General features: G+C 70.1%; 15 protein-coding genes. 5 read left to right on the top strand and 10 right to left on the bottom strand.

Annotation, left to right across the window (positions count from 1 at the left end; translation table 11 throughout):
* Positions 1–16: 16 nt before the first annotated feature.
* The gene (locus DIE02_RS18510; RefSeq protein WP_124521131.1) at positions 17–922 is read right to left on the bottom strand and encodes a LysR family transcriptional regulator; all 906 of its coding nucleotides are present in this window, start codon (positions 920–922) and stop codon (positions 17–19) included.
* Positions 923–1,026: 104 nt separating this feature from the next.
* On the opposite strand from DIE02_RS18510, the gene DIE02_RS18505 reads away from it, so the two are divergent.
* Complete coding sequence (locus tag DIE02_RS18505) at positions 1,027–1,668, top strand: DsbA family oxidoreductase (protein WP_124529635.1); 642 nt, start codon at positions 1,027–1,029, stop codon at positions 1,666–1,668.
* Here the strand turns inward: DIE02_RS18505 and DIE02_RS18500 are convergent.
* Complete coding sequence (locus tag DIE02_RS18500; protein WP_124529633.1) at positions 1,653–1,832, bottom strand: hypothetical protein; 180 nt, start codon at positions 1,830–1,832, stop codon at positions 1,653–1,655. The genes DIE02_RS18505 and DIE02_RS18500 overlap by 16 nt on opposite strands.
* A 43-nt stretch (positions 1,833–1,875) precedes the next feature.
* On the opposite strand from DIE02_RS18500, the gene DIE02_RS18495 reads away from it, so the two are divergent.
* A complete protein-coding gene (locus DIE02_RS18495) occupies positions 1,876–2,817 on the top strand; it encodes an MBL fold metallo-hydrolase (RefSeq protein ID WP_124529678.1) in 942 nt (313 codons plus the stop codon).
* A gap of 22 nt (positions 2,818–2,839) precedes the next feature.
* Here DIE02_RS18495 and DIE02_RS18490 read toward each other — a convergent pair whose 3' ends face one another.
* Complete coding sequence (locus DIE02_RS18490) at positions 2,840–3,748, bottom strand: AraC family transcriptional regulator (RefSeq protein ID WP_124529631.1); 909 nt, start codon at positions 3,746–3,748, stop codon at positions 2,840–2,842.
* Positions 3,749–4,144: 396 nt separating this feature from the next.
* Between DIE02_RS18490 and DIE02_RS18485 the strand changes: the two genes are divergently transcribed.
* From DIE02_RS18485 to DIE02_RS18475, 3 genes are all read left to right on the top strand, one after another.
* Positions 4,145–7,048 carry a winged helix-turn-helix domain-containing protein gene (locus DIE02_RS18485; protein ID WP_124529676.1) on the top strand — a complete coding sequence of 968 codons (2,904 nt, stop codon included), beginning with the start codon at positions 4,145–4,147 and terminating at the stop codon, positions 7,046–7,048.
* A gap of 165 nt (positions 7,049–7,213) precedes the next feature.
* Positions 7,214–9,106, top strand: a complete 1,893-nt coding sequence (locus DIE02_RS18480; RefSeq protein WP_124529674.1) for an amidohydrolase — start codon at positions 7,214–7,216, stop codon at positions 9,104–9,106.
* Between the two features lie 79 nt (positions 9,107–9,185).
* A complete protein-coding gene (locus DIE02_RS18475; protein ID WP_124488029.1) occupies positions 9,186–9,857 on the top strand; it encodes a phosphohydrolase in 672 nt (223 codons plus the stop codon).
* A 217-nt stretch (positions 9,858–10,074) separates the two neighbouring features.
* On the opposite strand, the gene DIE02_RS18470 is transcribed toward DIE02_RS18475, so the two are convergent.
* The 7 genes from DIE02_RS18470 to DIE02_RS18440 all read right to left on the bottom strand — a co-directional run bounded on the left by DIE02_RS18470 (position 10,075) and on the right by DIE02_RS18440 (position 18,256).
* A complete protein-coding gene (locus DIE02_RS18470) occupies positions 10,075–11,187 on the bottom strand; it encodes an alkene reductase (protein WP_124529629.1) in 1,113 nt (370 codons plus the stop codon).
* A gap of 162 nt (positions 11,188–11,349) precedes the next feature.
* Positions 11,350–12,567: an MFS transporter gene (locus DIE02_RS18465; protein WP_124529627.1), complete on the bottom strand. Its 1,218-nt coding sequence runs from the start codon at positions 12,565–12,567 to the stop codon at positions 11,350–11,352.
* A gap of 184 nt (positions 12,568–12,751) precedes the next feature.
* Positions 12,752–13,084 carry a hypothetical protein gene (locus DIE02_RS18460; RefSeq protein ID WP_124488027.1) on the bottom strand — a complete coding sequence of 111 codons (333 nt, stop codon included), beginning with the start codon at positions 13,082–13,084 and terminating at the stop codon, positions 12,752–12,754.
* 141 nt (positions 13,085–13,225) lie between these two features.
* Complete coding sequence (locus DIE02_RS18455) at positions 13,226–14,143, bottom strand: LysR family transcriptional regulator (protein WP_124529625.1); 918 nt, start codon at positions 14,141–14,143, stop codon at positions 13,226–13,228.
* A gap of 71 nt (positions 14,144–14,214) precedes the next feature.
* Positions 14,215–16,476 (bottom strand): molybdopterin cofactor-binding domain-containing protein, encoded by a 2,262-nt coding sequence (locus tag DIE02_RS18450; protein ID WP_124529623.1) that lies wholly within the window; start codon positions 16,474–16,476, stop codon positions 14,215–14,217.
* Positions 16,476–16,976, bottom strand: coding sequence for a (2Fe-2S)-binding protein (locus DIE02_RS18445; RefSeq protein WP_044847105.1), 501 nt, complete (start codon positions 16,974–16,976; stop codon positions 16,476–16,478). Before DIE02_RS18445 ends, DIE02_RS18450 begins: the two co-directional genes overlap by 1 nt.
* Positions 16,973–18,256, bottom strand: coding sequence for a cytochrome c (locus tag DIE02_RS18440; protein ID WP_124529621.1), 1,284 nt, complete (start codon positions 18,254–18,256; stop codon positions 16,973–16,975). Before DIE02_RS18440 ends, DIE02_RS18445 begins: the two co-directional genes overlap by 4 nt.
* Positions 18,257–18,824: the final 568 nt, after the last annotated feature.

Genomic DNA, 18,824 nt, shown 5'->3' with positions numbered 1-18,824 from the left:
CGCCGCGTCGCGCGGCTCACGGCTGCGCGCGTGCGAGCGCCTCGACGAAATCGATGAACGCGGTGACGCGCTTCGAGCCGCGCTGATTCGGCAGGTACAGCGCGGTCACGACCGAGCGCGCCGCATCGGGCGTGACGTCGTACGTTTCGAACAGCCTGCGCAGGCGGCCCGACTGGACATCGGCATCGACGAGCCAGTCGGGCAGCAGCGCGATGCCGGCGCCGTCGAGCACGGCCTCGCGCAACACTTCACTGTGATTCGATTTCAGGCGCCCGGCGACCAGCACCCGCGTCGTGCCGTGCGCATCGGCGAACGACCACGCCTGCTGGTCGCCGCCGAAGTGAAAGCGCACGCACGCGTGATCGACCAGTTCGCCCGGCGTTGCCGGCGTGCCGTGCGCGTCGAGATAGTCGTGGCTCGCGACGACGTAGCGCTGGAACGTCGCGAGCTGCCGTGCGACGACCTCCGCGGAAGGCGCCGCTTCGCCGAGCCGGATCGCGACGTCGATCCGGCCGGCGACGAGATCGACGCGTTCGTCGGTGAGCTGCAGGTCGAGGTCGAGTTTCGGATGGCGCGCGAGGAAGGCCGCGACATGCGGCGCGATGCGTCGCACGCCGTACGCGACCGGCACCGACACGCGCAGCGGTCCGGACGGCTCGTCGCCGCGATCGGAGACAAGCGCGTCCGCTTCCGCGAGCTCCTCGAGCAGCCGCTTCGCGCGCGCGTAGTACATGGAGCCGGCATCGGACAGCGTTACCTGGCGCGTGGTGCGGTTCAGCAGCGCGGTGCCGAGCGATGCCTCGAGCGCATCCACCGCGCGCACGACCGACGAGGCCGCGAGGTCGAGACGGCGTCCCGCGCTCGAGAAGCCGCCGGCTTCCGCCACTTCCACGAACGCGCGCAGCGCGGAGAATTTGTCCATGTCGTCGCCTTTGTGCATGCCGCAACGATCCGTTGCGCGCCGTTCGCATTCTAGCGCCGGCCGGCAAGCGCTATCGTTGAAACTGCAATCAACAGGAGAGCGCAATGAATTCCGTCGAAGTCACGGTCACCTACGACCTCATCTGCCCGTGGTGCTGGATCGCCGAGCGCAGGCTCGCGGAGGCGATCGACGCAGCGGGACTGACCGGTGACGTGAAGGTCAGGTTCGTGCCGTTCGAACTGAACCCGGCGATGCCGGCCGCAGGCATCGATCGCAAGGCATACCGCAGCGCGAAATTCGGCAGCTGGGCGCGCTCGCAGGCACTCGACGCGCAGGTGGCCGAGGCCGGCCGCGCGGCGGGCCTGGTGTTCGATCACGCGCGGATCGCGCGTACGCCGAACACCCGGCTCGCGCACCGGCTCGTCTGGTTCGCGCAGCAGCGCGGCAGTGCGGCCGCGCTCGTCGATGCATTGTTCGCCGCGTACTTCCGCGACGGCCGCGACATCGGCGATGCGGACATGCTCGTGGAGATCGCGGCCGGCGCCGGCTTGCCGGGCGACGCGGTGCGGGCGTTCCTCGCGTCCGGCGAGGGACTCGACGCGGTGATCGCGCTCGAGGCCGACGCGGTGCGCGCAGGCATCGCATCGGTGCCGTCGACGCGCATCGGATCCACCGTCATCAGCGGCGCGCAACCGGCCGCCGTGTTTCTCGAGGCGTTGCTCGCCGCGCATCACGCGGCCGCCTGACCAGCCGCCGCCGCCGGGGCCGTCGCGCCCCGGTTTTCAGAACGTTTCATGTCCGGCTCAGGATTATTGCGCCAGCCGCCGGTACGCTCGACGTCGTGCGGATGTCGCTTGCCGGACCGGCAGGCGCCGCGCGACGTCGATACGCAACCGGGGAAATCGGACATGAACAGGCTCAACCGGCGCATGCATGCGCTGCGCGCGGGCGCCATGCTGCTCGTCGCATGGTGCGTCGGCCTTCTCGCATCGGCCGCGTTCGCCGCCGACCCGGGCGGCGGCACTCAGCCGCCGGGCTTCTACCGGCAGAAGGTCGGCGACCTGACGATCGTTGCGCTGTCCGACGGCACGCATCCGTTTCCGGTCGATACGGTTTTTCGCGATGTGTCGAAGGACGAGATCCGGCGCGATCTCGACCGCGCCTTTCTCGAGCCGCCGGTGCAAGGGTCGATCAATGCGTTCCTGGTCGACACGGGATCGCGGCGGATTCTGGTCGATACGGGCGCCGGCGTGCTGTACGGCGACTGCTGCGGAAAGCTGCTCGACAACCTGCGCGCGGCAGGCTACGCGCCGGAGCAGATCGACGAGGTGCTGCTCACGCACCTGCACAAGGATCATGTCGGCGGCATCGTGACGGACGGGCGGATGACCTTTCCGAACGCGGTCGTCCGGGTGAACGAGATCGAGGCGAATTACTGGCTCGACCCGGACCACAAGGCGCAGGCGCCGGCGTTCCTGGCGTCGTTTTTCGATGCGGCGGCCGCGTCGGTCGCGCCGTATGTCGCGGCCGGCCGTTTCAGGACGTTTCGTGGCGAAGCGACGCTCGCGCCCGGCGTCCGCGCGGTGCCGATGCCCGGCCATACGCCGGGCCATACGGCCTATCTGATCGAGAGCGGCGACGCCGGGTTGCTCGCATGGGGCGACATCGTGCACGTCGCGGCGATCCAGCTGCAGGATCCGGATGCGACCGTCCAGTACGACAGCGATGCCGATGCGGCGCGCCGCACGCGGCGCGACGTGCTCCGGCGCGTGGCCGGCCGGCGCTATCTGGTCGGCGCCGCGCACATCGCGTTTCCCGGGCTCGGGCACTTGCGCAGGGACGGGGAGCGGTACGACTGGGTGCCGGTCAACTACGACGCGACGCCGCTGCGCTGACCGGATGACGTGCGCGACGGTGTCAGCGCGTCATGCCGCGCCGCCATGCGCCGGGCGGATGGCCGACGATGCGCGCGAAGATGCGGTTCAGGTGGCTCTGGTCGGCGAAACCGCAGACGGCCGCGATTTCCGCGAGCGTCATGTCGGTCGTCTCGATCAGCTGGCGGGCCCGGATCACGCGCTGCTCGAGCAGCCACTGATGCGGCGTGCGCCCCGTCGTGCGCGAGAACGCGCGGATGAAATAGCCGCGCGACAGATCGCATTCGCTCGCGACTTCCTCGATCGATACGCCGAGGTTCGCCTTTTCCATCAGCAGTTCCTTGGCGAGCGCCGTCTTGGCCGGCGACAGCAGGCCCTTGCGCTGCAGGTCGCGCGCCTGCGCATTTCCGTAGCGGCTGGCGAGATGCGCGCCGATCGCGACCCCCATCTGCTCGACGAACAGCGTGTTCAGCGCGCCCGGCACGTCGAGGCTGTCGGCGACCGCGTGTGCGAGATGGCCGAGCACCGGGTCCTGCACGTCGGGCGCGCAGGTCAGGCCGCCGATCGCCGTGCCGTCGTGTTCGCGGCCGAGGCGGTCGAGATAGCTGTGCGACAGCTCGATCAGCACGAAATCGAACTTGCCGTACAGGTCGGCGCGGAAATTCCGGGAAAAGTCGCGAATGTAGATCGAGTCGTGCTGGAACCGCCGCTCGGATTTGCCGGCGCCGCCGTAGATCGTGCGCCGGTGGCCGTCGTTCAGCGACACGCCGATCAGGAAGCCGCGATCGCTGGCGGCCATCTCGATGCGCTCGAAGTGTTCGTCGCGCATGCATTTGCGGTGGAGCGTCAGGCCGCCGACCGACCGGTCGATATCCTTGGACAACAGGCTCGACACGCATCCGAGCGTATCTTTCGGCACCGCCGCGGGCACTGCGGCGAAAGGATCTGACATGACGGAACGTCCTTCAATGGGGTACGGCATACGAGCAGTTTTACGTGCAAGTTTATACGGCACACACATCCGGCTCAGCATAACTTGAATAAATGTCCGCTTGCTGACGAAAAAATCGCCGTGCGGCCGAGCGCCGGCGCCGACGCTCGACCCGCTGGCGGAAGCGACAGGTCGAACGATATCGCCCCATTTATATCCGCGCGGCCCGCGTATCCGCCACGGGCCGAGGCGGCGGGCGCCAGTGCATTTTCGTTCAAGATTTTTATCGATATGGCGTTTAGACTCGGGCCACTTTTTGAGACTTTGCGCCCGCCTGCCGTGCAGCCGGGCGCGGACTCCCGCCCCGGTGAACCGCGTGTTCACATGGCGGTCATCGTGGGGAACCTGGAGGCGGCCATGATCCAGATCGGGAATTTGTCGGTGGATTTCGAGCAGCGCGACATACGCGACCACGGTGCGTCGTTGCGTATTGGCGCGCGTGCGCTCGACATACTGGAAGTACTGCATCGCGCGAACGGCTCCCTCGTATCGAAGGACGACATCATGGACGCGGTGTGGCCGGGCCTGATCGTCGAGGAGAACCGGCTGCAGGTGCACGTCGCGACGTTGCGCAAGGCGCTGGGCCCGAACCGCGACCTGATCAAGACGGTGCCGGGCCGCGGCTACCTGCTGATCGCGCATCCGCCGGTCGCGCACGCGGTGGCGCCGCGCGCATCCGAGGTTGCGCCCGAGGTTGGGCCCGAGGCGGCCGCAGCACCCCATCCGGCGCCGCTCGTCGGGCGTCAGACCGAGATCGGGCAGATCGTCGACATGCTCGAGCGGGCATCGGTCGTCACGCTGGTGGGCGCGGGCGGCATCGGCAAGACGAGCCTGGCCGAGCGCGTCGCGCATGAACTGCGCGGCCGAGCCGGCGAGCGCGTGCTGTTCGTGGAACTGGCGCGCGCGGCGACGCGCGACGACGTGCTGCGCGCGATCGGCGCGGAACTCGGGCTCGACGCGGATGGCGTGCCGGCCGTCGAACGGATCGGCGAGGCCTTCGCCGCGTCGCGCGGCCTGCTCGTGCTCGACAACGCGGAGCACGTCGTCGACCTGGCGGCCGACCTCGTCGAAACGCTGACGTCGCACGCCGCGCCGCTGCGCGTGCTCGTGACGAGCCGCGAGCCGCTGCATATCTCGGTCGAGGCCGTGTTTCGCGTGAGTCCGCTGGCGGTGCCGGACGCCGATGCGGGCGTCGACGAGATCGCGCGCCATTCGGCCGTCGAGCTGTTCCTCGCGCGGATTCGCGCGGCCACGCCCGATTGCGCGGTCGATGCGGCCGGCATGCGGCTGATCGGCGACATCTGCCGGCGCCTCGACGGGCTGCCGCTCGCGATCGAGCTGGCCGCCGCGCGGGTCGCGACGCTCGGGCTCGAGGTCGTCGCGGCGCGTCTCGACGACCGGCTGAACCTGCTGACGGGCGGGCTGCGCTCGGCGTTGCCGCGCCACCAGACGCTGCGCGCCACGTTCGACTGGAGCTACGTGCTGCTGGATGCGGCCGCGCGGTCGCTGTTTCGCCGGATGGCCTGCTTCGTCGGCCCGTTTACGTTCGATGCCGCGCGTGATGTCGCGATGGACCCGGGCATGCCGTCCGCCGAAATGATCGCGCTGCTCGGCGAGCTGGTCGCGAAGTCGCTGGTGACCGTCGAGTTCAACGGCGCGCAGGCGCGCTACCGGCTGACCGAATCGACCCGCGCGTACGCGCTCGAAAAACTGCACAACGAAGGCGAGTTCGACACGGTCGCCGCACGTCATGCGCGCTACGAACACGAGCAGGCGGATGCCGCGATGGCGGCCCAGGCCCAGGCCGCGCATGCGGCCAGCCTGGGTGCCGGCGCGGGCATCGCGCCGCTGCGCGAACTCGCGGTGGCCGGGCCGCCGGCCGCGGAAATCGACGCGCTGGCGCATGCGTTGCTCGAGCCGGCGCGCATGCGCGAAAGTTCGATCCCGGCGAGGCGCGCGCTCGACACGCTCGATGCCGGCGCCCACGGCGCCGTCGACGCGGCACGCGAGATGCGCCTGCGCGCGGCCTACGCGGCGGCGCTGCTGCATACCGACGGCGATACGCACACGGCCGCCGCGACGTGGGACAGGACGCTCGGTCTCGCCGGCCGGATCGGCGACGAGGCGTTCGACGCGCGCGCGCTGGTCGGGCTGTGGAACACGATGCTGACGCGCTCCGACATTCATGAATCGCTGCGCTACGCGACGCGCTTCGAGCGGGCCGCGGAGCGGCGCGGCGACCGGCCGCAGCGGCTGCTGGCGGACGCGATGGTCGCGACCTCACTGCATTACTTCGGCGAGCATGCGCAGGCGCGCGAGCGGCTGGAGGCGGCGACGGCCGAGCTGGCCGTCGCCGGCGAGCCGCCCTGTGCTCAGGCGGCGCTGGGCATCGACGTCGCGACGCTCGGCCGGACGATGCTGACGCGGCTCGTCTGGCTGCAGGGCGATGCGGAATATGCGATGCGGCTGGCCGCGCAGGCGGTCGAATGCGCGCGCCGCAGCGGCTCGGCGCCGGCATTGTGCGTCGTGCTCGGCGCCGCGGCCGTGCCGATGGCGTTGTCCTACGGCGATCATGACGCGATTTCCGATTATCTGGAGACGCTGCGCTCGACCGCCGATGCGCACGGCTTCGACATCTGGCGCAGCCATGCCGAATGTCTCGCCGGGCAGTTCGACATGCAGGCCGGCCATCCCGGCGCCGGGCTCGCGCGGCTCGAGCCCGCGCTGCGGCGCATCGAAGCGAGCGGCTTCCGGCGCCTGCTCGCGCCGCTGGTCGTCGCCTACGCGGAAGGGTTGACGCGCACGGGCCGCGCGGCCGACGCGTGCACGAAGCTCGACGCGACGCTCGCGCGCTGCCGCGCGCACGGCGAGCATCTGTTCGTGCCGGAACTGCTGCGCGCGAGGGGGCTGGCGATGCTCGAACAGGCCCGCACCGCCGACCCGGATCTCGCGATCGCGTGCGAAGCCGACGGGCACCGTCACCTGCTGATGGCGATTCATGCGGCGAACGGCCAGGGTGCCGCGATGTGGGCGCTGCGCGCGACGCTGGACCTGGCCGATCACCTGATCGAGCGCGGGCGCACCGCGCAGGCGTCGTCGCTGGTGGCCGACCTGTCGGGGCATGTCGACCCGCAATCGCGGGCGTTCGACGTGCGCCGCCTGGCGCGCCTGCAGAACTTCGTTCGCCCGGAGACGGCTGCGCCGACGGGCCTGACGCGCAGGCGACGCGAGGCGGCGGATGCGATGCAGTCGGCGGCGTAACGGCGTGCCGGGCCCGCGCCGGGCGCCGTCGCGTCCGCGCGCCGCGGCGCGGCGGCCTGATCGTGCAATGTTCAAGGGGGAAGGGATGGTCGGTGTATCGTCAAACCGGGTGCATGCCGCGTGCGGCCGCATGCCGGCGTTCGGCGCGAGCAGGGGGGGCTGACGGTGCTCGACACGACGGCATTCGCCGAAGCGGCGGACCTCATCGTCTACAACGGCAAGATCGCGACGCAGGACGCGCGGCAGTCGTTCGTGACCGCGCTCGCGGTGAAGGACGGCCGGATCCTCGCGAGCGGCAGCGGCCGCGACGTGCTGCGCCATGCGCGCGACGGCACGCCGCGCATCGACCTGAACGGCCGCACCGTGATCCCGGGGCTGAACGATTCGCACCTGCACATGATCCGCGGCGGCCTGAACTTCAACCTGGAGCTGCGCTGGGACGGCGTGCCGACGCTGGCCGACGCGCTCGGCATGCTGCGTCGCCAGGTGCTGCGCACGCCCGCGCCGCACTGGGTGCGCGTGGTCGGCGGCTGGACCGAATTCCAGTTCGCGGAAAAGCGCGGGCCGACGGTGGCCGAGCTCAACGCGATCGCGCCCGACACGCCGGTCTTCATCCTGCACCTGGGCGACAGCGCGCTGCTGAACGCGGCCGCGCTGCGCGCGATCGGCTACGGCCGCGACACGTCCGATCCGCCCGGCGGCGAGATCCAGCGCGATCGCCTCGGCCGGCCGACCGGCATGCTGATCGCGCGCCCCGACATGGGCATCCTGCATGCGGTGCTCGAGCGCGCGCCGAAGCTCGGCCACGACGACCAGATCAATTCGACGCGGCATTTCATGCGCGAACTGAACCGTTTCGGCGTGACGAGCACGATCGACGCGGGTGGCGATTTCCAGGCCTATCCGGACGACTACGCGGCGGTCATGGCGCTCGCGAAGCGCGGCGAACTGACGGTGCGCATCGCGTACAGCCTGTTCGTGCAGCAGGCGGGGCGCGAGCTCGACGACTACGCGCGGTGGGTGACGCTGGCCAAGCCCGGCGACGGCGACGCGTTCCTGCGGATGAACGGAGCCGGCGAACTGCTGGTGTATTCCGCGGCCGATTTCGGCAATTTTCTCGAACCACGCCCCGACCTGCCCGACGCGCTCGAGGCGGAACTGGCCGCCGTGGTCCGGCTGCTGGTGCGGCACCGCTGGCCGTTCCGGCTGCACGCGACCTACGACGAATCGATCGGCCGCTTCCTGAACGTGCTGGAAGCCGTGAACCGCGAGCTGCCGTTCGACGGGCTGCGCTGGTTCTTCGATCATTGCGAGACGATCTCGGATGCGAACATCGCGCGCATCGCCGCGCTCGGCGGCGGCGTGACGGTCCAGCACCGGATGGCGTTCCAGGGCGAGTACTTCATCGCGCGCTACGGCGCGGAAGCGGCCGCGCGCACGCCGCCGATCCGCGCGATGCTGGCGGCCGGGCTGCCGGTCGGCGCGGGTACCGATGCGACGCGCATCGCGAGCTACAACCCGTTCCTGTCGCTGTACTGGATGGTGTCCGGGCGCACCGTCGGCGGCACGGCGCTTTATCCCGAATGGAACCGGCTCGGCCGGATGGAAGCGCTGCGCCGCTATACGGTCGGCAGCGCGTGGTTTTCGAACGAAGACGATCGCAAGGGCGCGCTGGTGCCCGGCCAGTACGCGGATTTCGCCGTGCTGACGGACGACTACTTCACGATCGACGAGGCGCAGATCAAGACGCTCTCCTCGGTGCTGACCGTCGTCGGCGGCAAGGTCGTGCATGCGGCCGACGAGTTCGCGCCGCTGGCGCCGCCGCCGTTGCCGGTCAGCCCCGCGTGGTCGCCGGTGGTCGAATTCGGCGGTTTCGGCCGGCGTCGTCCCGCGGCGGCGTCGCTGCGCGCGGCGGGCGGCGGCAGCGCGGATGCCGCCCGCGCGGACGCCGGTGCCGTGCGCGGCCCAGCGGCGCGTTTCGCGCGGCGCCTGCAGGTGGCTGCGCGTGAAGTCGTCGAGCAGTGCGAAGCATTCGGTTATCCCGGCGTCGCCTCGTAGGCGGCAGGTCGGCGGGCCGGCGCGTGCGGCCCGATGAGCAGACAATTTTCCGCCCCGGCGCGGGGCAGAAGGAGACGAGATGAGTGGAGCGCCGACGTGCGCACCCGCCGATGACGAAGTCGCCGGCGTTCGCATTCCGCGGACGCCGATGGCGATCGAAGCGGCCGAAGCGGCGTGTGCATCGTTGCCGCCGGTGCTGACCGGTCACGCATGCCGGGTGTTCGTCCTGGCGTCGCTTGCCGCGCGCCGTGCCGGCGAGACGCTCGATGCCGATGCGCTGTACGTGGCCGCGATGTACGCGAACATGGGGCTGAGCCCCGCCTATTGCCGCTCGAGCGCGCGCTACGAGGTCGACAGCGCCGATGCCGCGCACGCGTTCCTGCTGCGGCATCACACGTCGCAGCGCCAGCGCGACGACGTGTGGCGCGCGATCGCGCTGCATACGACGCCCGGTGTGGCCGCGCGCGTCTCGCCGCTGGCGTGCGCGCTGGCCGAGGCTGTGGCGGCGGACCTGATGGCGAGCGGCTTCGACGCGTATTCGGTGGACGAGCGTCGGGCGCTGCTCGCCGCGTATCCGCGCGAAGACGGGTTCGGTGACGCGTTCCTCGATGCGGTCGCACGTGGCGTCGCGCACCGGCCGGCGTCGACGTTCGGCACGTGGAGTGCCGATGTGCTCGAGCGTGCCGACCCGGATTTTCAGCGGCCGAATTTCTGCGGGCGCGTGCTGGGCGCGCGCTGGAAGGACGTTTGACGGCTTCGTTCCGGAGCCGGCGGCGCGAGCTTGCCGCGGCGGCAGCTTGGCCGCTGTTGCGGTGCATGGGCGTTCAGGTGCTCAGGCGCTCAGACGTCCAAGCGTCCAAGCGTCCAAGCGTCCAAGCGTCCAAGCGTCCAAGCGTCCAAGCGCCCAAACGCCCAAACGCCCAAACGCCCAAACGCCCAAACGCCCAAACGTTCAAACGTTCAAACGTTCAAACGTTCGCGCCCGCCGCGTCATGACGCGCATAGTCGACGTATCCCGCGCGGTCGCCGCCATACCAGCCGACCGGCTTCGGCGCGGCGAGCGGCGCCTTCGCCGTGATGCGCTCGACGAGGTCGGGGTTCGCGATGTAGGCGCGCGCGAACGCGACGAGATCGGCATCACCCGCATCGATCAGCGCATTCGCGGCCTCCGGCGCGATGCCGCCGTTGACGATCAGCGTGCCGCGATACGCGTTGCGCGTGTTGGCGACGATCCGCGGCAGGTCCGGCTCGCCGCTCCAGCCGTTGGTGTCCGCCGCGTGCAGATACGCGACTCCGGCTTCGTCGAGCATGCGGCCGACGTACGCATACGTCGCATCCGGATCCGCGTCGCGCACGTTGTTGTACTTCGCGTACGGCGAGATGCGCACGCCCACCCGGTCGAGCGGCAGCACGCCGCCCACCGCGTCGACGATTTCCTCGAGGAAGCGCGCGCGGTTCGGGAGCGAGCCGCCGTAGCGGTCGTCGCGGCGGTTCAGCGTCGACGACAGGAACTGGTGCGGCAGGTAGCCGTTGGCCGCGTGAATCTCGACGCCGTCGAAGCCGGCCGCCTTCGCGCGCAGCGCCGCCTGGCGGAATTCCTCGACCGTCGCGGCGACCTCGTCGGTCGTCATCGCGCGCGACGGCGTCGCATGAATCTTCGTGTAGTAGCCGTTCTGCAACTGCGCCCACACCTGCAGCTGTTCGAGATCGTCGTTGACGCCGGACGGCGACAGCGGCGCTTCGCCGCCGAGCAGCGTCAGCGAGCTGACCCGGCCGCCGTGCCAGAGCTGCGCGAAGATGCGCCCGCCGTTCGCATGAACTGCGTCGGTGACCTGTTTCCAGCCGGCCGCCTGCTCGTCGGTGACGAGCCCGGGCGTCAGTTCGAACGCCGCGGAGGCCGGGCTGACGTTGGTCGCTTCGGTGACGATCAGGCCGGCGGATGCGCGCTGGGCGTAGTACTCGGCCATGAGCGCGGTCGGCTGGCCGCGCGAAGGCGCGCGAGAACGCGTCATCGGCCCCATCACGATACGGTTGGGAAGCGGCAGGCCGCGCAGATCGTAGTTACCGAGCAGGGTAGACATGATGAATTCCTTTTGCGTGGAGCAGGGCGGCGCCGCGGATCGTGCGGCCGTGGCCGGTGTCGCGGCGGGCCCTGCGGAAAGTCGGAGGTGACGTGCCGGCAGCGTTCCAATGGCGCGAGCGACCCGAGCGGCGTTCGCGCGTGAACCGGTGCCGGCGCCGGTTCAAGCCTGGGCGTGGCGTTGCGCGTGCGGGCGCCCGATCACGAGGTAGTGGGCGAGCGCGATGATCGGGAACGCGCCGGCGACGGCCGCGACGAGCGGCCAGCCGCCATGCTCGTACAGCGGGCTCGCGAGCGCGGAGCCGACGGCCCCGCCGACGAAGATGCTGGTCATGTACAGCGCGTTCAGGCGGTTGCGGCTCGCCGCATGCAGCGCGTAGATCTCGCGCTGGCCGAGCACCATGTTCATCTGCACCGCGAAGTCGAGCACGATGCCGGTGACGACGAGGCCGTACAGCCCGGCGCCGTGGACCAGCGCGACTGCGTACGACAGCGCACCCGCGACCAGCGCGATCAGCGTCGCCCGCACCGTGTGCCCGGCATCCGCGAGGCGGCCGGCGACGGGCGCCGACGTCGCGCCGATCGCACCGACCAGCGCGAACAGGCCGATGGCCGATTGCGACAGGCCGTAGTGACGCGTGAGCTCGACCGGCACGGCGGTCCAGAACAGGCTGAACGACGCGAACATCAGGCCCTGGTAGAACGCGCGATGGCGCAGCACCGGCATCGTGCGGACCAGATGCAGCAGCGAGCCGATCAGTTCGAAATAGGTCGCGCGGTGATCGGGCTGGCGCGACGGGATCGTCAGCGCGAGCACGGCCGTCACGAGCGTCATCAGCACGGCGGCGGCCGCGAACACGAAGCGCCAGCCGAACGCGTCGGCCACCACGCTCGACAGCGGGCGCGCGAGCAGGATGCCGAGCAGCAGCCCGCTCATGATCGTGCCGACCACGCGGCCGCGCGAATGATCGGGCGCGAGGTGCGCGGCGAGCGGCACCAGGATCTGCACGGCGACCGAGCTGAAGCCGATCAGCAGCGAGATCGCGAGGAACGGCCCGGGCGTATGCACCATCGCCGCCGCCGCGAGGCTCGCGATCGACACGACGGCGGTCGTGATCATCAGCTTGCGGTTCTCGAGCAGGTCGCCGAGCGGCACGATGAAGAACAGGCCGAGCGCGTAGCCGATCTGCGTCAGCGACACGATGAGGCTCGCGGTTTCGCCCGACATGTGCAGGCTGGGTGCGATGAGTTCGGTGATCGGCTGCGCGTAGTACAGGTTCGCGACGATCGCGCCGCAACTGAACGCGAACAGCAGGATGAGGCCCTGCGTGAGCTTGGCCGCGTGCCCCTGGGGCGCGAGCGGGGTGGATTCTGCTGACATGGTCGACTCCTTCGAAAGAGATGTCGGGTGCCCGGTCGTCGGGCGGATGATGCGGTGTGGGTCGCGGCGAAACGGAAGCCGCCGCATTGCCGTCAAGATTATTGATCGATCGATAACAAGGGAATACGGCCGCCGCGCAATCGAGCATTGCGCGGCGCGCAAAGGGGGCGGATCGCGGGCGGCGTCATGCGCGTCCGCCGCGGCAGGGATCGGCCGCGAACCGCATGCCGGTGACGGCGAGCCCGGCCGCGGCGGGCGCGCAGGTGGACGCCGGTGGCGGCGAGCCTGGCCGACGCGAGCGCGCAGGCGGACGCCCGGGGGCGGCCAGATGGCCGCGCAACGGTTCGCCGTGCGTGTCGGGAAAGGTGGTCAGGCGGCGCAGTACCGCGACCGCGCCGCCCTGAGCGGGCGACGGCCGGTCGCGACGTTCGTGGACGGCGGCCTCGCGGCCGATGCAATTCAGCGTGACGGCGGCAGCCAGGCCCGCGATGGAGCCGCCGGCGATCGCGATCTTCATGATGGCCTCTCGTCGCGGGCCTCCGGCGCGGATATCGCGGATCGCGAAGCCCATGAAACCAGTCTGGATCGCGCGGGCTGAATTGTCCTAAAACGCCGCCTTAAATCACTTGATTCATGCGCTGCTCGATGCGGGTGGCCTTCAGCCTCGCTGGCCCTGCAGCGTCGGGATCTGCGCGAACAGGCCGGCGAGCCAGTCGACGAAGACCTTGAGCTTGACGGGCGTGTGCCGGTTGGGCGGATACAGGATCGAGATCGGCCGCGGCGGCGTGTTGAAATCGGTCAGCACCTCGCGCAGGCGTCCCGATTTCAGGTACGGCTCGACCAGGTACAGCGAGGTCTTGATCAGGCCGATTCCCGCGACGCCGCATGCGATGTAGGTGTCGGCGTCGTTGACCGCGACCGTGCCGCACATCTGGATGATGCGCGTCTCGCCGTCGACGACGTAGTCCCACGGCCGCGGCCGGCCCGTATCGGCCGACACGTGGCTGACCGCGATGTGCTGCGCGAGGTCGTCCACCGTGTCGGGTGCGCCGCAGCGCTCGAGATACGCGGGGGCCGCGCAGGTGCAGGTGGTGAGGCTGCCGATCCGTTTCGCGACCAGCCCCGAGTCGTCGAGCGCGCCGATGCGCACGACGCAATCGACCCCTTCGCCGACGAGGTCGATCTGCCGGTCCGTCACGCCGAGTTCGACCGAGATGCCCGGATGGACTGCGAGGAATTCGGGCAGCGCGGGCACCATGATCTGTTTCGCCATCGCCGGCGGCAGGTTCACCTTCAGGCGGCCGCGCGGCACGTTGCGCGCCTGCGAGACGGCCGCTTCCATGTCGTCGATCTCGCGCAGCACGCCGACGCAGCGTTCGTAATAGGCCTGCCCGTCCTCGGTCAGCGAGATGCGGCGCGTCGTGCGGTTCAGCAGCCGGCAGCCGAGATGCTGTTCGAGCGTGCTCAGCAGCGCGGACACGCGCGGCGTCGTGAGCCCGGTGGTGTCCGACGCGCGCGTGAAGCTGCCCGTCTCGACGATGCGCGTGAACACGCGCATCGAAAGCAAGGTATCCATCGTTCAGAAATCTCCAGCCTGTCGGGTTGCCGGCGCCGGTCCGTGCCGGCGCGGTCGGTTGTGAGGTGCGGCTATGCGTCGATCCGTTTCCTGAGCGAATCGCCGGCGAACGGCATTTCGCGCATGCGCTGGCCGGTCGCGTCGAAGATCGCGTTGGCCAGCGCGCCCGCGGTCGGCCCCATCGACGCCTCGGCCGCGCCGAGGAACGGCGCACCGGGGCGATTGATCAGATGCACCTTGATGCTTTGCGGGGCCGAGCCGAACCGCAGGATCGGATAGCTGCTCCAGTCGAAACTGCGAATGCGCTGCGTATCGTATTTCAGCGCCTCGTACAGTGTCCAGCTGGCGGCCTGCACGATGCCGCCCTCGATCTGGTTGCGGATGCCGTCCGGCGACACGACCTGGCCGGCGTCGACCGCGACTTCCGCGCGATCGAGCGTCACGTGGCCCGTCTCCGGCTCGACCGTGATCTCGATCGCGATCGCGACGTAGGCCATCAGGTTCTTGTACTTGCCGAACGCGAAGCCGACGCCGCGATTGCGCGCGCGCGGCGGCCGCGGCCAGCCGAACCGGGCCGCGGCGAGCTGGATCACCTGCCGCGCGCGCGGGTCCTGCATGTGGCGCAGGCGGAATTCGACCGGATCGACGCCGGCGGCGTGCGCGAGCTCGTCCATGAAGCTCTCGATGGCCCACACGTTGGTGTGCGCGCCGAGCGAGCGCATCGCGGAAGTCTGCAGCGGCATCGTCGGCGAGAAGTTGTTGACGATGTGCATGTTGGGCAGCGCGTAGAGCGGGATCGCGTTGCGATCGCCGCCGCCCTCGGGCTGCAGCATCGGCGTCGACGGCGCGGACACGAACGGCGGCTCGAGCATCCGCGCGGGCAGCAGCCGGCCGGCATTGACGATGCGCTCGTTGTGCGAACTGCTCCACAGCGCATAGTTCCAGTCGACGATGCGACCGCCCGCGTCGAGCGACGCGCTGAGCTCGGTGACCATCGCCGGCGTGAAGTGGTCCCACGTATGTTCCTGCTCGCGCATCCATTGCACACGGATCGGCTTGTCGGGCATCGCCGCCGCGATCAGTGCCGCATGCGCGGCCGCATCGTCCGCGCCGTTGTGCCCGTAGCAGCCGGAACCCTCGGTGTGAATGCAGCGCACGCTCGCCTTCGGCAGCGACAGCATCTCGGCAAGGGCGTCGCGCAGCGGGTAGACGCCCTGCGAGTGGGTCCACACCGTCAGCGTGCCGTTCTCGAGATGCGCGACCGAACACGACGGCCCGATCGAGCCGTGCAGCAGGTAGTTCTTCAGGAACGTGGCGGACAGCGTCTTCGTCGCAGGCGCGGTGGGCGCATGCGTGTTGGCGATTTCGATGCGCTGGGTCGCGATCCGCTTGAGCTCCGCGTGGACCGTCGCGCGATCGGGCAGCGCGCGGCCGCCGGACCAGCGGCAGCTTGCGGCCAGCGCGCGCTGCGCGACGACCGCCTGCCATTCGCCGTGCGCGACGACCGCGAGCATGCTGCCGTTGCGCACGATCCGCACGACGCCCGGCAGCTTCAGGATCGCGGCTTCGTCGAACGACTGCAGTGCCGCGTCGTACACCGGCGGCATCACGACGCGCGCGTGCAGCATGCCCGGCAGTTCCATGTCCTGCACGTAGCTGACGCCGCCCGTGACCTTGTTCGGGATGTCGACGCGCGGCAGTGACGTGCCGATCACGGTGAACGTGGCCGGGGGCTTCAGCGGCGAGGTCGGCGTCGCGTTGCGGTGCAGGTCGACGATGCGCACCGCGTCGCCGTAGCGCATCGTGCGGCCGTCCGGCGCCTTGATGACGGCATCGGCGACGGTGAGCGTGCGCGGATCGACGCCGAACTGCTTCGCCGCGCCGTCGACCAGCAGCCCGCGCACCTGCGCGGCGGCGTTCAGCAGCGCGGAGCCGCTGTCCGCCATCGTGTGGCTGCCGGCCGTCAGGCCTTCGTCCGGCGACGCGCCGGTGTCGGCGGTCAGGAACGTGATCAGCGAGGGCTTCATGTTCAGCTCCTCGGCGGCTACCTGCAGCAACGCGGTGCGCACGCCGGTGCCGAGCTCGACCTTGCCGGTAAACACGGTGACCTTGCCGTCGGGCGCGATCTTGATCCACGCGTCGAGCAGCGGGTTGGTCTTGAGGCTGCCGGCCAGCGTTTCGGTGGCCTTGGCGACGTGGACGGCGGCGCCTTCGTCCGCGATCACGACTTCGGCGGCCGCGCGCGCGGCCGGCGCGAGGCTGAACGCGACGAAGAGCGCGCCGGAGACCATGAAGTGCCGGCGGCCTTCGTCGATGTCGTCGGGTGCGTTCATCAGATTCCCTTGCTGATCATGACCGGCGCGGCGGACGGTTCCGGCTCCGGCAGGCCCGCGACCTGGCGCACGGCGGCCAGGATCCGCATGTGGGTGCCGCAACGGCACAGGTTCGGTTCCATGTGGGTGCGCAGCTCGCGTTCGGTCGGTTTCGGGTTGCGTTCGAGCAGCGCCTGCGCGCGCATGATCATGCCCGCGATGCAGTAGCCGCACTGCGCCGCCTGGTGGTCGATGAACGCCTGTTGAAGCTTGCCCGGATGGTCGGCCGTGCCGAGGCTTTCGACGGTTCTGACGCGGCGCTCGCCGAGCGCGGCGACCGGAATCAGGCACGAGAACATCGGCTTGTCGTCGACGATCACGGTACATGCGCCGCATTGCCCGAGGCCGCAGCCGAATTTCGCGCCGTGCAGGTGCAGGTCGTTGCGCAGCGCGTACAGCAGCGGCGTCGACGGATCGATGTCGAGCGTGTGCCGCACGCCGTTCACGGTGAGGGCGATCATGGTGCGCGGTCCTCCTTTCTGAGCTTCGCGGCTAGGGTGTCGATGCCGCTCCATGCGGGGCGATCGGAATACGTCTCGCGCAGGTAGGCGGCGAGATCCGCGATCTGCGCGTCGTCGTACTGGTCGAGGTAGGACGGCATGTAGTTCAGCGTGTCCTCGCCATGCCAGCCGATGCCGTTGAACATCATCTGGATCGCGTTGCGCGGCGTGTCGGCATGGATGGCCGTGCTGAACGCGAGCGTCGGCCGCTCCCCGATCGACTGCATCGGCGAGACCGGCCCGTGACACTGCGCGCACGACGCCTGGAACAGTACGGCGCCGCGCTGCGCGGCCGGCGTCGTCGGGCCGTGTTCCGTGGCGGCCGTCGTTGCGGGACGCGCGGCGGCAGGCTTCTGGATGGACAGGATGTACGCGGCGATCGCCTCGACGTCTTCCGCCGGCACCGTCGCGAGATCGCGCGTGACCGGCAGCATCGGTCCGGCAGCCGCGCCGTGCTCGCTCGCGCGGCCGGTGCGCAAGTACGTGACCAGTTGCGCTTGCGTCCACGGCCGGGCCGCGTTGCCGAGCGTGTTGAGCGGCGGCGCGTCCCAGCCGTCGACGATGCCGCCGTCGAACGCCTTGCCGGCCTGTTCGCCGCCGATCGCGTTCAGCGGCGAATGGCAGGACGCGCAGTGCCCGAGGCCGTCGACGAGCATCTTGCCGCGATTCCATTGCGCGGATTGCGACGGATCGGGCTGGTACGCGCCCTCGCGCAGGAACAGCACGTTCCAGAACGCGACCAGCGGCCGGAAGTTGAGCGGGAAGATCAGGTCGTTCGCCGGCGTCTTCGTCTGCACCGGTTCGCGCGTCATCAGGTACGCGTATGCGGCCTCGATGTCCTGGTCGGACATCCGCGTGAAATGGATGTACGGAAACGCCGGGTAGAGCGGATGGCCGTCGCGGGCGATGCCGCTGCGCAGCGCCCGCGCGAACGCGGCCTGCGACCAGCGGCCGATGCCCGTGTCGGCATCCGGCGTGATGTTGGTCGCGTAGATCGTGCCGAACGGCGTCGCGAGCGGCAGGCCGCCGGCGAACGGCTTGCCGTCCTTCGCGGTGTGGCACACGACGCAGTCGCCGAGCGCGACGACGCGTGCGCCCGCGCGCACGAGCTGCGGATCGAAAGACGTGCGCGCGGGCGGATCGACCGGCGCGATCGACGGCCGGACCATGATGCCGATCGCGACCGCGAGACCGACGACCGCGACAACCGCCGCGCCGAACCAGAGTCGTTTGTGCTTCATGCGTACTCCGCGCGAACCGGTTCATCCGGCGTCATGCAATCGGCGTGGCACGGGAACGGACGCCGGCCAGGCCGGTTGCCCGCTGCGGCGCGCACCGGTGTGGCGTAGCGCGCGGGCCGGTGTGCGCGGCCTGGACAGCGCGTGCCGGCGGTGGATGTCGCAGCCGGGGCCGCCGGATGGCGATGCGGCATCGCCGATCGATCCGGCCATGCGAGGCCTGTCCGGCCGCAGCGATTCGCGGCGGCAATCATGTCGTCACTCCTGGGGTGGGGCGCGCGGGCCAGAGGCCGCGCGGCGATTGATGGAGGCAGTCTACGCTGGCGTCGGCGGCAATTCCTGAAGCCGCGCTGAATCGTTCTGAACGGTGACGGGCGGCGCACGCGCACACGCCGGCCGTGACTTGCGCGCGAGCGGCGCCAGCGCCGGCGCGAGCAGCACGAACGTGAAGTCGCCCACCTTCGTCCCGGCAGGCGGCGACCACTTTCTTGCAGCCGTGCGCGGGTCGAATGATGCGCGTGGCAAAACAGGCCGGCGCAGCAATGGCCGCGCCGTGCGGCATCAACCGGGC

The organism is Burkholderia sp. Bp8991, from assembly GCF_003853795.1.
In the GTDB taxonomy this organism is placed as follows: Bacteria; Pseudomonadota; Gammaproteobacteria; order Burkholderiales; family Burkholderiaceae; genus Burkholderia.
The sequence above is the reverse complement of the archived record's forward strand: the minus strand, read 5'-3'. Positions and strand labels throughout refer to the sequence as shown.

What these genes read in the sequence shown, in the direction of transcription:
- DIE02_RS18445 (WP_044847105.1), bottom strand. Translation starts at nt 16,976, where the DNA reads ATGATCGCCCTCACCGTGAACGGCGTGCGGCACACGCTCGACATCGAT.
- DIE02_RS18495 (WP_124529678.1), top strand. Translation starts at nt 1,876, where the DNA reads ATGCTGCTCGTCGCATGGTGCGTCGGCCTTCTCGCATCGGCCGCGTTC.
- DIE02_RS18490 (WP_124529631.1), bottom strand. Translation starts at nt 3,748, where the DNA reads ATGTCAGATCCTTTCGCCGCAGTGCCCGCGGCGGTGCCGAAAGATACG.
- DIE02_RS18460 (WP_124488027.1), bottom strand. Translation starts at nt 13,084, where the DNA reads ATGAAGATCGCGATCGCCGGCGGCTCCATCGCGGGCCTGGCTGCCGCC.
- DIE02_RS18500 (WP_124529633.1), bottom strand. Translation starts at nt 1,832, where the DNA reads ATGTCCGATTTCCCCGGTTGCGTATCGACGTCGCGCGGCGCCTGCCGG.
- DIE02_RS18485 (WP_124529676.1), top strand. Translation starts at nt 4,145, where the DNA reads ATGATCCAGATCGGGAATTTGTCGGTGGATTTCGAGCAGCGCGACATA.
- DIE02_RS18510 (WP_124521131.1), bottom strand. Translation starts at nt 922, where the DNA reads ATGGACAAATTCTCCGCGCTGCGCGCGTTCGTGGAAGTGGCGGAAGCC.
- DIE02_RS18470 (WP_124529629.1), bottom strand. Translation starts at nt 11,187, where the DNA reads ATGTCTACCCTGCTCGGTAACTACGATCTGCGCGGCCTGCCGCTTCCC.
- DIE02_RS18465 (WP_124529627.1), bottom strand. Translation starts at nt 12,567, where the DNA reads ATGTCAGCAGAATCCACCCCGCTCGCGCCCCAGGGGCACGCGGCCAAG.
- DIE02_RS18450 (WP_124529623.1), bottom strand. Translation starts at nt 16,476, where the DNA reads ATGAACGCACCCGACGACATCGACGAAGGCCGCCGGCACTTCATGGTC.
- DIE02_RS18455 (WP_124529625.1), bottom strand. Translation starts at nt 14,143, where the DNA reads ATGGATACCTTGCTTTCGATGCGCGTGTTCACGCGCATCGTCGAGACG.
- DIE02_RS18475 (WP_124488029.1), top strand. Translation starts at nt 9,186, where the DNA reads ATGAGTGGAGCGCCGACGTGCGCACCCGCCGATGACGAAGTCGCCGGC.
- DIE02_RS18505 (WP_124529635.1), top strand. Translation starts at nt 1,027, where the DNA reads ATGAATTCCGTCGAAGTCACGGTCACCTACGACCTCATCTGCCCGTGG.
- DIE02_RS18440 (WP_124529621.1), bottom strand. Translation starts at nt 18,256, where the DNA reads ATGAAGCACAAACGACTCTGGTTCGGCGCGGCGGTTGTCGCGGTCGTC.